The sequence below is a fragment of the Nocardiopsis sp. FIRDI 009 genome (assembly GCF_003386285.1).
Lineage (GTDB): Bacteria > Actinomycetota > Actinomycetes > Streptosporangiales > Streptosporangiaceae > Nocardiopsis.
The window spans coordinates 104,847-118,716 of record NZ_QPNC01000001.1 but is presented as its reverse complement, the minus strand read 5'-3'; the positions used below and the strand labels follow the sequence as shown (position 1 = coordinate 118,716).

The 13,870-nt window shown below is 72.5% G+C and carries 13 protein-coding genes and 3 tRNA genes; 8 read left to right on the top strand and 8 right to left on the bottom strand.

Annotated features, from left to right (window positions below; genetic code table 11):
• Both DVR05_RS00470 and DVR05_RS00465 read right to left on the bottom strand, forming a co-directional pair.
• Positions 1–1,068, bottom strand: a complete 1,068-nt coding sequence (locus DVR05_RS00470; protein ID WP_116243771.1) for an NAD(P)H-dependent glycerol-3-phosphate dehydrogenase — start codon at positions 1,066–1,068, stop codon at positions 1–3.
• Entirely contained in the window at positions 1,065–1,880 is an 816-nt protein-coding gene (locus DVR05_RS00465) for a 1-acyl-sn-glycerol-3-phosphate acyltransferase (RefSeq protein ID WP_116243770.1), read from the bottom strand. Before DVR05_RS00465 ends, DVR05_RS00470 begins: the two co-directional genes overlap by 4 nt.
• Positions 1,881–2,089: 209 nt before the next feature.
• Here DVR05_RS00465 and cofC point away from each other — a divergent pair, with 209 nt between their 5' ends.
• On the top strand, positions 2,090–2,884 hold the full coding sequence (gene cofC / locus DVR05_RS00460) for a 2-phospho-L-lactate guanylyltransferase (RefSeq protein ID WP_232831902.1): 795 nt from the start codon (positions 2,090–2,092) through the stop codon (positions 2,882–2,884).
• On the opposite strand, the gene DVR05_RS00455 is transcribed toward cofC, so the two are convergent.
• From DVR05_RS00455 to leuC, 3 genes are all read right to left on the bottom strand, one after another.
• Entirely contained in the window at positions 2,881–3,159 is a 279-nt protein-coding gene (locus DVR05_RS00455; protein ID WP_116243769.1) for an HU family DNA-binding protein, read from the bottom strand. The two genes, cofC and DVR05_RS00455, sit on opposite strands and share 4 nt — an antisense overlap.
• Before the next feature lie 350 nt (positions 3,160–3,509).
• A complete protein-coding gene (leuD, locus tag DVR05_RS00450) occupies positions 3,510–4,097 on the bottom strand; it encodes a 3-isopropylmalate dehydratase small subunit (RefSeq protein WP_116243768.1) in 588 nt (195 codons plus the stop codon).
• 28 nt (positions 4,098–4,125) lie between these two features.
• On the bottom strand, positions 4,126–5,532 hold the full coding sequence (gene leuC, locus DVR05_RS00445; protein ID WP_116243767.1) for a 3-isopropylmalate dehydratase large subunit: 1,407 nt from the start codon (positions 5,530–5,532) through the stop codon (positions 4,126–4,128).
• A 155-nt stretch (positions 5,533–5,687) separates the two neighbouring features.
• Between leuC and DVR05_RS00440 the strand changes: the two genes are divergently transcribed.
• The 7 genes from DVR05_RS00440 to DVR05_RS00410 all read left to right on the top strand — a co-directional run bounded on the left by DVR05_RS00440 (position 5,688) and on the right by DVR05_RS00410 (position 13,328).
• Positions 5,688–6,371 (top strand): IclR family transcriptional regulator, encoded by a 684-nt coding sequence (locus DVR05_RS00440; protein ID WP_026127527.1) that lies wholly within the window; start codon positions 5,688–5,690, stop codon positions 6,369–6,371.
• A 232-nt stretch (positions 6,372–6,603) separates the two neighbouring features.
• The gene (locus tag DVR05_RS00435) at positions 6,604–7,509 is read left to right on the top strand and encodes a M24 family metallopeptidase (RefSeq protein ID WP_232831901.1); all 906 of its coding nucleotides are present in this window, start codon (positions 6,604–6,606) and stop codon (positions 7,507–7,509) included.
• A complete protein-coding gene (locus tag DVR05_RS00430) occupies positions 7,506–9,245 on the top strand; it encodes an SDR family oxidoreductase (RefSeq protein WP_116243766.1) in 1,740 nt (579 codons plus the stop codon). Before DVR05_RS00435 ends, DVR05_RS00430 begins: the two co-directional genes overlap by 4 nt.
• A 40-nt stretch (positions 9,246–9,285) precedes the next feature.
• On the top strand, positions 9,286–10,242 hold the full coding sequence (locus tag DVR05_RS00425) for a metal-dependent hydrolase (RefSeq protein WP_232831900.1): 957 nt from the start codon (positions 9,286–9,288) through the stop codon (positions 10,240–10,242).
• On the top strand, positions 10,239–11,354 hold the full coding sequence (locus tag DVR05_RS00420) for a PDR/VanB family oxidoreductase (RefSeq protein ID WP_198658975.1): 1,116 nt from the start codon (positions 10,239–10,241) through the stop codon (positions 11,352–11,354). The genes DVR05_RS00425 and DVR05_RS00420 overlap by 4 nt, the downstream gene beginning before the upstream one ends.
• 181 nt (positions 11,355–11,535) lie before the next feature.
• The gene (locus tag DVR05_RS00415) at positions 11,536–12,150 is read left to right on the top strand and encodes a TetR/AcrR family transcriptional regulator (protein WP_116243953.1); all 615 of its coding nucleotides are present in this window, start codon (positions 11,536–11,538) and stop codon (positions 12,148–12,150) included.
• A 176-nt stretch (positions 12,151–12,326) separates the two neighbouring features.
• On the top strand, positions 12,327–13,328 hold the full coding sequence (locus DVR05_RS00410) for a DUF4073 domain-containing protein (RefSeq protein ID WP_116243765.1): 1,002 nt from the start codon (positions 12,327–12,329) through the stop codon (positions 13,326–13,328).
• Between the two features lie 54 nt (positions 13,329–13,382).
• Here the strand turns inward: DVR05_RS00410 and DVR05_RS00405 are convergent.
• The 3 genes from DVR05_RS00405 to DVR05_RS00395 all read right to left on the bottom strand — a co-directional run bounded on the left by DVR05_RS00405 (position 13,383) and on the right by DVR05_RS00395 (position 13,762).
• A tRNA-Glu gene (locus DVR05_RS00405) sits at positions 13,383–13,455 on the bottom strand.
• Between the two features lie 108 nt (positions 13,456–13,563).
• Positions 13,564–13,639: transfer RNA gene (locus DVR05_RS00400), tRNA-Glu, on the bottom strand.
• 51 nt (positions 13,640–13,690) lie between these two features.
• Positions 13,691–13,762 (bottom strand) — tRNA-Gln (locus DVR05_RS00395).
• Positions 13,763–13,870 lie beyond the last annotated feature (108 nt).

Below are 13,870 nucleotides of genomic sequence, written 5' to 3'. Positions count from 1 at the left end.
TCAGACCCCGTAGCGCTCGGGCTTGGCGCTGCGCGCCATGAACGCGGCCAGCGCCTCGGCGGGGCTCAGGTCGTGGTGCATCATCTTGACGACGGCCTCGGTGATCGGCATGTCGACGCCGTGGCGCCAGCCCAGTTCGAGGATCGACTGTGAGGACTTGACCCCCTCGGCCGTCTGGCTGGTCTCCGCGACGACCTGTTCCAGGGTCTTGCCCGCGCCCAGTTTCTCACCGAATGTTCGGTTGCGCGACAGCGGCGAGGAGCATGTCGCCACGAGGTCACCCATCCCGGCCAGACCGGACAGGGTGTGCTCGTCGGCGCCGAGGGTCACGGCGAGCCGCGTCGTCTCGGCCAGACCCCGGGTGATGAGGGACGCCTTGGTGTTGTCCCCGAAGCCCATCCCCTCGGCGACGCCCACGGCGAGCCCGATGACGTTCTTCATCGCGCCGCCGATCTCCACCCCGACCAGGTCGGTGCTGGTGTAGGGGCGGAAGTACGGCGCCTTGAACAGCCCCTGGAGCCAGACCGCCGTCTCCTCGCGGGGGCAGGCCACCACGGCGGTGGCGGGCTGGCGCTCGGCGATCTCCCGGGCCAGGTTGGGGCCCGAGACCACCGCGATCCGCTCCTCCGGGTACTCCAGGACCTCGGCGACGATCTGGCTGACCCGCAGCAGCGTGCCCAGTTCCACGCCCTTCATCAGGCTGACGATCACCGCGTCCTCGCGCAGGTGCTCCCGCCACTGGACGAGGTTGGCCCGCAGCGTCTGGGACGGAACCGCGAGGACCACCACGTCCGCGTCGGCGACCGCCTCGGCCACGTCGGCGGTCGCGCGCAGCCTCGGGTTCAGCGCGATCCCGGGGAAGTAGTCCGGGTTCTCCGAGGTCGCGTTGATCGCGTCCACGACCGACGCGCGCCGCCCCCACAGCACGACCTCGACCGCCGGACCGCCCGGTTCCTCCTCCCGTGCCCGGTCCGCCGCGTCCGCGACGATGTTGGCGAACACGGTTCCCCAGGAACCGGCGCCGAGCACGGCGATCCTCACCTTGTCGCTGCCCGTCAACCCCGTCACGCCTCGTTCTTCCCATTGTCGTCCTCGCCCCCGGCGGCCCGCTCCGCCGGGCCGTCGTCGGCCGTCCCGCCGTCGCGCTCGGACCGGGCCTGGACCCGCGCCCGCTTCATGTCGTAGGGCACCGCCGGCGGCTCCTCACCCCGGATCTTGGCCTGGAGCGCGGTGATGTCGCGCATGATCGCCTCGGTGGCCTCGCTCAGGACCGTGGCGGTCAGCGGCTTGTCCCGGAACCTGTCCAGGTCCACCGGCGGCCCGGCGCGGAACTCCACGCGCTTGGGCGGGAACAGGCTGAGCTTCTTCTTCCCCTGGTAGGGGAGGATGTGCTGCTCGCCCCAGTGCGCCACCGGCACCACGGGAACCCCCGTGCTCAGCGCCAGGCGGGCCACCCCGGTCTTGGCGGTCATCGGCCACAGCTCGGGGTCGCGCGTGCAGGTGCCCTCCGGGTAGAAGACCACAGACGCGCCGTCCCGGGTGAGCGCGGTCTCGGCCTCCTTCAGGGCCTTGATCGCGTCCGTGCTGCCGCGCTTGATGGGGATCTGCCCGGTGCTCTTGGCCACCGACCGCACCACCGGGATCCGCATGACCGCGTCCTTCATCGTGAAGGTCGGCCAGCGGCGCGCCCCGACGTACATGAAGTGCGCGACCGTCAACGGGTCGACCGTGGACAGGTGGTTGGCGGCGATGATCACCCCGCCCCGGGCGGGAACGTGCTCCGTCCCCGACCAGACGGGCTTGGTCACCAGCCTGAGGAGGGGGCGCACGATGCACGCCACGACCACCTTCACCCACCGTGATTCTCGTTGCTTGGCCACGGGACTCCTCACTTCATCGCTCCCGGCCCGTCCGGGACCCGAAGCACAACCGGTTCAGTCTAGGGCCGGTACCCGCTCCTCCAGCCCGGAGACGGACGTCACCAGGCGGGTCACCGATCCGACCCCCGTCCGGGGCCCCGCGCCGCGCCCGTCCCCGACCGCCTACCCTCGTGTCACTGCCCTTGCCGCACCGACGCCCCGGGGGGACCGTGACCGGTTTCGGAGAGCGAGACGGGGCCGCGCGCGCCGGGGTGCGCTGGTCCCTGCTCGTCCCAGTCAAGCACCTCGACCGGGCCAAGTCGCGACTGGCCCGGGCCGTCGGACCGCTCCGGGGCGATCTCGCACTGGCCGTGGCCTGCGACACCGTGGCCGCGGCGCTCGCCTGTCCCGCGGTCGCCTCGGTCTTCGTGGTCACCGACGACGACCGGGCCCGTGACGCACTCGCCGCCCTGGGGGCGGTCGTGGTCGGCGGTGAGCCGGGAACGGGGCTCAACCCCGCGCTGCGGCACGGGGCGGCGGTCGCGCGGCGGCGTCTGCCCGGCTTCGGGGTGTGCGCCCTGTCCGCGGACCTGCCCGCGCTGCGCCCGGAGGAGCTCGGCCGGGTCCTGACCGCGGCGGCCGGTCAGCGCCGGTCCTTCCTGCCGGACGCGCCCGGGGTGGGCACGACCGCGCTCGCCTCGGCCCCGGGCGCCCCGTTCCTGCCCGCCTTCGAGGGGGCCTCCCGTGCCCGGCACCTGGCCTCGGGCGCCCGGGAGCTGGTGGTTCCGGACGTCGACTCGGTCCGGCGGGACGTGGACACCCCCGAGGACCTGCGCGCGGCGGTCCGCCTGGGGGTGGGGGCGCGTACCCGGAGCCTGCTGGAGCGGCTGGAGGGGCCCGCCCCCGTGCTCGACACGGGCCGGTGGCGGCGTTCCGCCCAGGCCCCGGTGTCCCGGAACAGCAAACCGCCCGGGCCCCGTGGGAACCCGGGCGGAACGACCGATCCTTCGCGACGGCGGGCCTAGGCCCCCTTGTTGACCCGTTCCTTGAAGTCAGCGCCAGCGCGGAACTTCGGGACCTTGGTCGCGGGGACGTTGATGGTGGCCCCGGTGGCGGGGTTGCGCGCGGTACGGGCCGCGCGCTCGGACTTCTCGAACACACCGAAGCCCGTGATGGCGACCTTGTCGCCCTTCGCCACGGTCTCCTGAATCGTCTCGAGCACAGCGTTGACCGCTTCGGTCGCGGTCTTCTTGTCTCCGAGCCGATCGGAGATCGCGTCGATCAGGTCACGCTTGTTCATAAGGTTCCTCCGGTTCCCCCTTGCTCGCACGAAATTAGGGGAAGCCCGGGCCGTTACACAAATACAAACGCCTGCGGGGAAGGCGTGTCGGCCCCTCCCCCACCTGCGCGCCAGTCGCGGAAGGCGGTGGAACCGAGTCGCGAGACAGCGTCCCACGAGTCCCTTTTGACCCCTTGTGTGAGCCTCAAATGCCTACGTATAACCGGATTCCGGGCACGTCACATGACGAGATTGGGGACGCAAACCCCGCGACCGGCCGGTCACACCAAGTAAAGGTAAAATATTTCGGGGCCGCCGGGTGTGCTGAGTCACACATCCCTCCGGCCCCGTCCCAGAGCACGATCCGGCGCCTACAGGGTCACCGGGAGCCAGCTCCTGCGGTTCTGCTCGAACGCCCCGATCTCCTCCGTGTGACGCAGCGTCAGGGCGATGTCGTCCAGCCCCTCCATCAACCGCCACCGGGTGTAGTCGTCCAGTTCGAAGGACTCCCGGACACCGGGGGCGCGGACCTCGCGGTTGACCAGGTCGACGGTCACCTCGGTGGTGGGATCGGCCTCGACGGTCTCCCACAGCCTCTCGATGACCTCCTGGGGCAGCAGGACGGTCAGCAGCCCGCCCTTGAGCGAGTTGCCCCGGAAGATGTCCGCGAAGCGCGACGACAGCACCGCGCGGAAGCCGTAGTCCTTCAGGGCCCACACGGCGTGCTCACGCGAGGAGCCGGTGCCGAAGTCCGGCCCCGCCACCAGCACGGACGCGCCGGAGTACTCCGGGCGGTTCAGGACGAAGTCCTCGTCCTGGCGCCACTCGGCGAACAGGCCGTCCTCGAAGCCGGTCCGGCTCACGCGCTTGAGGTAGACGGCGGGGATGATCTGGTCGGTGTCGACGTTGCTGGCGCGCAGCGGGACGGCCCGACCGGTGTGGACGTCGATCTTCTCCATGACAGGTCTCTCCTAGCTGGTCGGGGTCCTACAGGGACACCAGGTCGGCGGGCGAGGACAGCGTTCCGCGCACCGCCGTGGCCGCGGCCACCTGGGGCGACACCAGGTGGGTGCGGCCGCCGCGGCCCTGACGGCCCTCGAAGTTGCGGTTGGACGTGGAGGCGCTGCGCTCACCCGGCTTGAGCTGGTCCGGGTTCATGCCCAGGCACATCGAGCACCCGGCCTCGCGCCACTCGGCGCCGGCCTCCTCGAAGACCCTGCCGAGCCCCTCCTCGTTGGCCTGCTCCTTGACCCGCATGGAGCCCGGAACGACCAGCATGCGGACGCCCTCGGCGACCTTGCGGCCGCGCATGATCTCGGCCGCGGCGCGCAGGTCCTCGATGCGGCCGTTGGTGCACGAGCCCAGGAAGACGGTGTCGACGCGCACCTCGCGCATCGGCGTGCCGGGGGCCAGGTCCATGTAGGCCAGGGCCTTCTCGGCGGCGGCGCGCGCGCTGGGGTCCTCGAAGGAGGCGGGGTCGGGCACGGAGGCGTCCAGCGGCACGCCCTGACCGGGGTTGGTGCCCCAGGTGACGAACGGGCTCAGCTCGTCGGCGTCCAGGACCACCTCGGCGTCGAAGACGGCGCCCTCGTCGGTGCGCAGGCTCTTCCAGTGCTCGACGGCCGCGTCGAAGTCCTCGCCCTTCGGGGCGTGGGCCCGGCCCCGGATGTAGTCGAACGTGGTCTGGTCGGGGGCGATCATCCCCGCCCGGGCGCCCGCCTCGATGGACATGTTGCACACCGTCATGCGGGCCTCCATCGACAGCGACTCGATGGCCTCGCCGCGGTACTCGATGACGTAGCCCTGACCGCCGCCGGTGCCGATCTTGGCGATGACCGCGAGGATGATGTCCTTGGCCGACACTCCGGGCTTGAGCTGGCCGTTGACCGTGACGGCCATGGTCTTGAACGGGGCCAGGGGCAGCGTCTGGGTGGCCAGCACGTGCTCGACCTGGCTGGTGCCGATGCCGAAGGCCAGCGCGCCGAACGCGCCGTGGGTGCTGGTGTGGCTGTCACCGCAGACGATGGTCATGCCGGGCTGGGTCAGCCCCAGCTGGGGGCCGACGACGTGCACGACGCCCTGCTCGATGTCGCCCATGGGGTGCAGGCGCACCCCGAAGTCCGAGCAGTTCTTGCGCAGGGTCTCGACCTGCTTGCGGGAGACGGGGTCGGCGATCGGGGCGAGCAGGTTCTGGGTGGGGACGTTGTGGTCCTCGGTCGCGATGGTCAGGTCGGGACGCCGCACGCTACGGCCGGCCAGACGCAGCCCCTCGAAGGCCTGCGGGCTGGTCACCTCGTGGACCAGGTGGAGGTCGATGTAGAGCAGGTCCGGCTCGCCGTCGGCACGTCGGACGACGTGCTCCTCCCAGACCTTCTCGGCCATCGTGCGTGCCATGGGCGATCGCCTCTCTCGTTCTTCGTCTCGGGCCCGTGTCGTGGCGGACCCAGCGCGGACGTGCGGGCTGACTTGCATTCCATATTTCGAGACGGCAATATCAAGTCATGGACAACTCTAGCTCATCCAGCGGCGTCGGTGTGCTGGACAAGACGATGTCCGTCCTCGACGCGTTGGAGTCGGGTCCGGCATCCCTCGCCCAACTGGTACAGATCACCGGTCTGGCGCGACCCACCGCGCACCGCCTGGCCGTCGCCCTGGAGCGGCACCGCATGGTCGCCCGCGACAGCCAGGGGCGGTTCGTGCTGGGCCCGCGCCTGGGCGAGCTCTCCATCGCCACCGGCGAGGACCGGCTCCTGGCCGTGGCCGCGCCCGTGCTCGTCCAGTTGCGCGACCTGACGGGGGAGAGCGCCCAGCTCTACCGTCGCCAGGGCGACCTGCGGGTCTGCGTGGCCGCCTCCGAGCGCACCAGCGGCCTGCGCGACACGGTGCCCGTCGGCAGCGAACTGCCGATGAACGCCGGCTCCGCCGCCCAGGTGCTGCTCGCCTGGGAGGACCCGGACCGTATCCGCCGCTCCCTGGTGGGCGCCCGCTTCACGGCGGCCAGCCTGGCCCAGGTGCGCCGCCGCCGCTGGGCCCAGAGCGTGGCCGAACGCGAGCAGGGCGTCGCCTCGGTGTCGGCCCCGGTGTCCGGACCGGGCGGACGCGTGATCGCCGCCGTCTCGGTATCCGGACCGATAGAACGCCTGACCCGCTCACCCGGACGGATGCACTCCCAGGCGGTGCTGTCGGCCGCCGAGAAGATCAGCGAGTCGCTGCACACCTACGAGGGGCGCTAGAGAACGCTCAAGACCGCTCCGCGGCGCGGCCCTCTCCACAGCCACCACCAGCCACAACCGACACCCGCCGCCCCGTAGTCCCGTAGTCCCCGCGACGCACCAGCCACCACCGACCCACAGCGCACCGAACGACGACCGCGCCCGCCGCACCCCGGCGGGCGCGGTCGTTTCCGTACGCGCGAAGGCCGCCCCGACCGTGGACACTTATTGACATGATGTCTAACATGACAGAATGTCTCACACGAAAGTGACCGGGGACACGCCCCCTCAGGCCGAGCTCGACGCCTTCCGCGAGCTCCAACAGCTCGCCTACCGGGCCGCCAGCGACGTGGCGGCGACCCTCGAACCCGGCGTCACCGAACGCGAGGCGGCCCGCCGCGTCCGCGAGCACCTCGAAGGGCACGGGGTCCAGGACTGGTTCCACACCCCCTTCGCCTGGTTCGGCGACCGCACCGCCTTCCGCGGCTTCAGGGTTCCCCTCCAGTTCTTCCCGTCCCGGCGCAGGCTGGAGGAGGGGATGCCGTTCATCCTCGACTGCGCCCCCGTCCGCGACGGGTACGTCGCCGACATCGGCTACTCCGGCTACCTCGGAGAGAACCCCCTGCACGACCGCCTCATGGACGACCTGCGCGCCCACCGGGACCTCATCGTCGAGCGGGTCCGCGCGGGCGACACCCTCCAGAGCGTCTACCGCGCCGTCGACGCCCTCATCCGCGACCAGGGCTACGACAACCGCCACCAGGTGTATCCGGGCCGCGTCATCGCCCACCAGGTCGGGAAGGTCCGTTCGAGACTGCCCCGGGCGGTCGTCGCGGGCTTCGGCGTCCGCTCCCTCCAGACCCTCGTCGGCGACCTCGTCGTCGAGCGCATGCACCACCGCTCCCCCCTGTGGGCGGACGGCGACATCTCCGCCCACCCCGCCACCCCCGGCATGTGGGCCGTCGAACCCCACATCGGCTTCCGCGACATCGGCGTGAAGTTCGAGGAGATCCTCGTCGTCACCGAGGACGACGCCCACTGGCTCGACGACGACCTGCCGCACGTGCGCCGCTGGGACTCCCGCACCCGCGGCGGAGAGCCTCCGGCTCCGGCTCCCCCCGTCTCGTCGCCCTCCCCCACCACCGAGGTGACCCGATGAACTCCCCGTTGCACCCCCACGGCCACGTCACCGCCTCCGACGGCCAACGCCTGGCCGTCCACACCGCCGGGGACCCCGCGCGCCCCACCCTCCTGCTCGTCCACGGCTACCCCGACAACGCCTCGGTCTGGGCCGCCCTCGCCGCGGACCTCGCCGCCGACCACCACGTCGTCGCCTACGACGTGCGCGGCGCCGGACGCTCCACCGCCCCCGACGACCGCTCCGGCTACCGGATGGACCAGCTCGCCCGGGACGTGGTCACCGTCGCCGACGCGGTCAGCCCCGACGCGCCCGTCCACCTCGTCGGCCACGACTGGGGCGCCATCCAGTCCTGGCACGCGGTCACCGAACCCGCCCACGCGCACCGGTTCGCCTCCTACACCGCGGTCTCCGGACCCAACCTCGACCACGCGGGCCACTGGTTGCGCCGCCGTCCCGACGGCCTGCGCCACGTACTGCGCCAGTCCGTGCGCTCGGGCTACATCGGCTTCTTCCACCTGCCCGGCGTCCCCGAGGCCGCCTGGCTGACCGGTGTCGGCGGCCTCGCCCTGTCCGCGCTCGAACGGATCGGCGGCGGACCGCACACCCCCGCCCGGCGCGCCACCCGCGACTACCTCAACGGACTCGCGCTCTACCGGGCCAACATGCTCCCCCGCCTCACCCGCCCCGCCGAACGCCGCACCGACGTGCCCGTCCAGGTTCTGGCACCCACCCGGGACGCGTTCATGGTCGACCAGGTCCAGTCCAACGCCGCCCGCTGGGTCGAGGACCTGCGCTTCCACCGCTTCCAGGGCGGCCACTGGACCCTGCGCTCACGCCCGGCCGCCGTCGCCAGGCGCGTGCGCTCCCTCGTCGCCGAGATCGAGTCGGGGGCGCCCCGGCCGCGCCGCGTCCGCACCGCGCAGCAGGCCCGGCGCCACGGCGGAGCCTTCACCGGCCAGGTCGCCGTGGTCACCGGAGCGGGCAGCGGCATCGGCCGCTCGCTGTGCTTCGAACTCGCCGAGCGCGGCGCCCGGATCGTCGCCGTCGACGTCAACGGCCCCGCCGCCGAGCGCACCGCCGAACTGTCCGCCCTGCTCACCCCCGGCGCCGGCGCCCAGCGCGTGGACGTCACCGACGCCGCCGCCGTGGCCAAGCTCGCCGAGTGGGTCCGCGACGAGTACGGCGTCCCCGACCTCGTGGTCAACAACGCGGGGATCGGCGTGGCCGGACCGTTCCTGGACACCACCTCCGAGGACTGGGAACGGGTCGTGGACGTCAACCTGTGGGGTGTGATCCACGGCTGCCGCGCCTTCGCCCCGATGATGGTCGGGGCCGGAGGCGGCGGCCGCATCGTCAACACCGCCTCGGCCGCCTCCTACCTGCCCTCCCGCGTCTACGGCGCCTACGCCGCCACCAAGGCCGCCGTCCTCATGCTCAGCCGGAGCCTGCGCGGTGAGCTCGCCGACAGCGGCGTCACCGTCACCGCGGTCTGCCCCGGCCTGATCGACACCGGGATCATCTCCAACGCCCGGCTGTCGGGCATGGGCGAGCGCTCCGCCGCCAAGGACCGCCTCAACCGGCTCTACCGGCTGCGCGGCTACACCCCCGAGAAGGCGGCCCGGCGCATCGCAGACGCCCTCGACCGCGACCCGGAGATCATCCCCGTCACCGGCGAGGCCCACGCGGGCCTGCTGCTGTCCCGGCTCAGCCCCGGGGCGCTGCGCGCCGCCGCCCGCCTCTCCCCGCCGGTCTGAGCCGGTCCTCCCCCATCCCAGCACCGCACCGGAGACACCCATGACCACCGAACCCGTGACCGCCGGAGCCGTCGAGCGCGGCGCCGGACCCGACGTCCGCCAGGACGAACCCGAACACCTGGTCCTGCACGCCCGTGACGTCCAGTTCGACTGGAGCCGCCTGGACCTGCACTGGATCCCCGGCGAACCGTTCGCCACCCACGTCATCAACGTGCTGCACCTGCTGCTGCCCGAGGGCGAACGGTGGTTCGTCGAGGTCTTCAAGCAGGCCGTCCCGTACATCACCGACGACCGGCTCCGCGAGCAGGTCCTCGGGTTCATCGGCCAGGAGGCCGTGCACGCCGAGGCGCACGCGGGCGTCCTCGACCACATGCACGCCCACGGTCTGGACCCGACACCGTACGTGGAACAGATCGCCTGGCTCTTCCGGATCGTGCTCGGCGACCGCGACCTCACCGGACGGCGCGCCGAGTCCTGGCTGCGCACCCGGCTGGGGATCATCGCCGGGATCGAGCACTACACCGCCGTCCTCGGCCAGTGGGTGCTCGACGCCGAGGAGCTCGACCGGGCGGGCGCCGACGAGACCATGCTCGACCTGCTGCGGTGGCACGGCGCGGAGGAGGTCGAGCACCGCTCCGTCGCCTTCGACCTGTACATGCACGTGGACGGGGGCTACCTCCGCCGGGCCCTGACCATGGGCATCTCGGCGACCGCGCTCGCCGCCCTGTGGGTGCGCGGTGTGGCCTTCCTCGTCCGCGCCGACCCCTACCTGCGGGGCCGCGTCGACGGGCGCGTACCGCGCGCCTCCTGGGCGCTGCGCGACGGCAGGCGCGGCCTGATCCCGCACGTGAGCCGCCTGGTCCGCGCCGTGCCCGAGTACCTGCGCCGGAAGTACCACCCCTCCCAGCACGGGTCCACGAGTCAGGCCGTCGCCTACCTGGCCGTCTCCCCCGCCGCCCGCGCGGCCGAGGCCGCCGAGCAGGGGGTGTCCCGGTGACCGGCGCCGACCGCGCGGACCACGGCGCCCCGGGGGTCAGGCACAGCGCGGAGTACTACGCCCGCCCCGGGCCACCGCGGAGCCTGTTCGGGGGCGCGGGCCCCGACCGCTTCCTCCGGCGGCTCGCCTGGCTGGCCGACGTGGTGGAGCCGGTCACCGCGAGGCTGCCGCCGGGGCACCCGCCCCCGGCGCCCACCGGTGACCTGCCGGTCCGGGTGGCGCGGGTGGAGCGCCCGGCACCGGACGTCGCCGCGCTCACCCTCGTCCACGAGAGGCCGGGGACACCGCTGCCCGCCTGGCAGCCCGGGCACCACGTGGACGTGCTCCTGGGCAGCGGCGTCGTCCGCCAGTACTCGCTCAACGGCGACCCCCGCGACCGCTCCTCCTACCGGATCGCCGTCCGCCGGATCCCGGACGGCACCGGATCGGGGCTCGTGCACGCGCTGGAGGAGGGCGACGCCCTGGGGCTGCGCGGTCCGCGCAACGCCTTCCCCTTCGCCCGCGCCGACCGGTACCTGTTCGTCGCGGGTGGGATCGGTGTCACCCCGATCCTGCCGATGGCGCGCGAGGCGCACCGTTCGGGGACCCCGTTCCGGATGGTGTACACCGGCCGGTCGCGGGAGAGCATGCCGTTCACCGACGAACTGCCCGACGGCGCGGAGGTGTTCGTGCGCCCCGACGACGAGTACGGCGCTCCCGACGCCGAGGAGCTCCTGGCCGGGCTCACCCCGGGGACGGCGGTGTACGTGTGCGGCCCGGCGCCGCTGATCAACGCCGTGCGCGCCCGGGTGCCGGCCGGGACCCCGTTCTTCTCCGAACGGTTCGCGCCCGCGCCGGTCGTCGACGGGGAACCGTTCGAGCTGCGGCTCGGCCGCGACGGACCGGTGGTGTCCGTCCCGGCCGACGAGACGGCGCTGGACGTGGTCCGCGGGGTGCGTCCCGAGACGCCGTACTCCTGCCGGCAGGGCTTCTGCGGCACCTGCCGGGTCCCCCTCCTGGCCGGTGTCCCCGACCACCGGGACCGCCCCACCGGCGGCTCACCGCGCGGCGAGGAGTTCGCGCTGTGCGTCTCCCGGGCCCGAAGGGGCGAGCGACTGGTCGTCGACGTCTGAGGTCCCGGCCGCGGACGGCGGACTCCACGGCCGGGAGGTAGGTTCGGGGAAAGGCGTACGACGTTCTCAGGAGGTCACGACGACCGTGGTGTCCCACAGCACCGACCGTCACCAGGCGCGGGTGACCACACGGTCGGAGGCCCCGGCGGCCGCGCCGGGGACCAGGCGGCGGCCCCGCCGCATGGCGCCACAGGAACGCCGGGAGGACCTGATCCGGACGGCGCTGCACGTGTTCGCGCGGCGGCCGCCCGGTGAGGTCACCCCGGAGGAGATCGCGGAGGAGGCGGACGTGTCCCGGGCACTGGTCTACCGCTACTTCCCCAACATGGCCGAGCTGCGCCGGGAGGCGCTGGCGAAGGCGATGGACGAACTCATCACGCGGCTGGTCCCCCCGCCGGACCTGCCGTTGCTGGACCAGCTGCGGTTCGGCCTGCGCTCGTTCATCGCCTTCGCCGACTCCTACGCCCCGGCGTACGCGGCGCTGCTCAACGGCGGGTCGATGGTCGCCACCGAGGAGACCGAGGCCGAGATAGACCGTGTGCGCGACGCGACGGTGCTGCTGGTCCTGGAGCGGGTCGGGGTCACCGCCCCCTCCCCCAGGCTGGTCCTGGCACTGCGGTGCTGGAACTCGGTCGTGGAGACCGCGGTGATGCACTGGCTCAGGGAGCGGGGGATGACCGCCGACGCCCTGGCCGACTGGCTGCTCGACCAGCTCGTCGCGATGATGGCCGCGTCGGGCGGGCCGGAGGAGGAGCTGGCGCGGATGTCCGCCCTGGTCGCCCCCCGTGGGGGCTGAGGGACACCGGACACGGCGGGCCCCGGGCGGGCCGCGTCGGTCCTCGCGCGGGAGCCACCCGACCCGCCACACGGGGTTCCCCCGCACGACTCCCCGTGGCCACCCGGCGACCCTACGGTGCGGAGCGCCCGTCTCCCCACGGGAGACATCCGCTCCTCCCACCGAAGAGAGGCATCATGGCCCATGCGACCCGACGGGGCTTTCTGACCACCGTCACCGGAACGGCCCTGGCCGCGACCGGGACGGCCTTCCTCCCGGCCGCCGAGGCGCTCGCCCGCCCCAGGGGGCGGGTCAGCGCCACCCTGGACGTGATCTCCGACGTCCAGGGTGATCTGCGGGACTTCTCCATGACCCTGAACAGGCTCAACGCCCTGGGCGCCGCCGACGCCCTGGTGGTCAACGGCGACCTGGTCAGCCAGGGACACGCCTTCCAGTACGAGGACTACTACGGGGTGCTCGACTCCCACCCCCACCCCGAGCTGGTGCTGAGCACCCTCGGCAACCACGAGCAGTACACCGACGAGCCGTTCGACACCCAGGTCTCCCGCTTCCTCGACTACACGGGCATGTCCGACGTGTACACCAGAACCGTCGTCGGCGGGGTCCCGCTGCTGACCATCGGTACGACCCGGCCGCGGCGGTCGGGCGGCGACGGGAGCCTGTTCGTGACCCTGGGCCGGGAACAGCTGTCCTGGCTGGACGCGCACCTGTCCCGCTACCGGCGCTCCGGGCGGCCGGTGCTCGTCTTCAGCCACCACGTGCTTCCGGAGAGCGTCTCCGGCTCCGTGGGGGAGGACCGCGCCGACTTCTACGAGCAGGACTTCGTCGACGAGGCCGAACTGCTGGAGATCCTGGGCGACCACCCCAACGTGGTGTTCTTCTCCGGGCACACGCACTGGTCCCTGGAGCGCGACGACTGGGCCGCCCGCAAGGTCGTGGCCGGAGGACACCCCGACGGGTTCACCTGCGTCAACACGGGGTTCGTCCAGACCATGTACGGACCCGACGGCAGGGGCGGTGAGACGCCCGTCGACGGTGCGGCGGCGCAGGGCCTGCGGGTGGAGGTCACCGCCGAGGGTGAGGTGACCGTGCACGCCCGCGACTTCCGGAACGACCGGCTCATCAGGTCGCTGGTGATCCCGTCGGCCACGGCGCACGGCCGGGGTCGCGGGAACTGACCCCCGTACACGGCGAAGGCCCCGCTCTCCCGGAGCGGGGCCTTCGGTGACGTGTACCCCCGAGCGGATTCGAACCGCCGTTACCGCCTTGAGAGGGCGGCGTCCTAGGCCACTAGACGACGGGGGCCGGACGATCCGAGCGCGACCGTGAGGACCACGATACCCGCTCGAACCAGACATCAGCGACACGCGCTGACCAGAAGAAAAGCTCCCACGGTGTGGGAGCCTCTCCCTGTGGTACCCCCGAGCGGATTCGAACCGCCGTTACCGCCTTGAGAGGGCGGCGTCCTAGGCCACTAGACGACGGGGGCGCACGTCGGGTCGACGACCCGTGCGGCTCACGGCGAACCGTGAGACCGGAGCTGGGGTACCAGGACTCGAACCTAGACTAACTGAACCAGAATCAGTCGTGCTGCCGATTACACCATACCCCAGTGCTTTCGGAAGGACCTGGCCGCTTTCGCTTCCCTGTCCCCCTCGGCGACGTCGTTAACTCTAGCGGACATTCGGAGTACTCGCGAACCGGAATCGGGGTGGCCGGG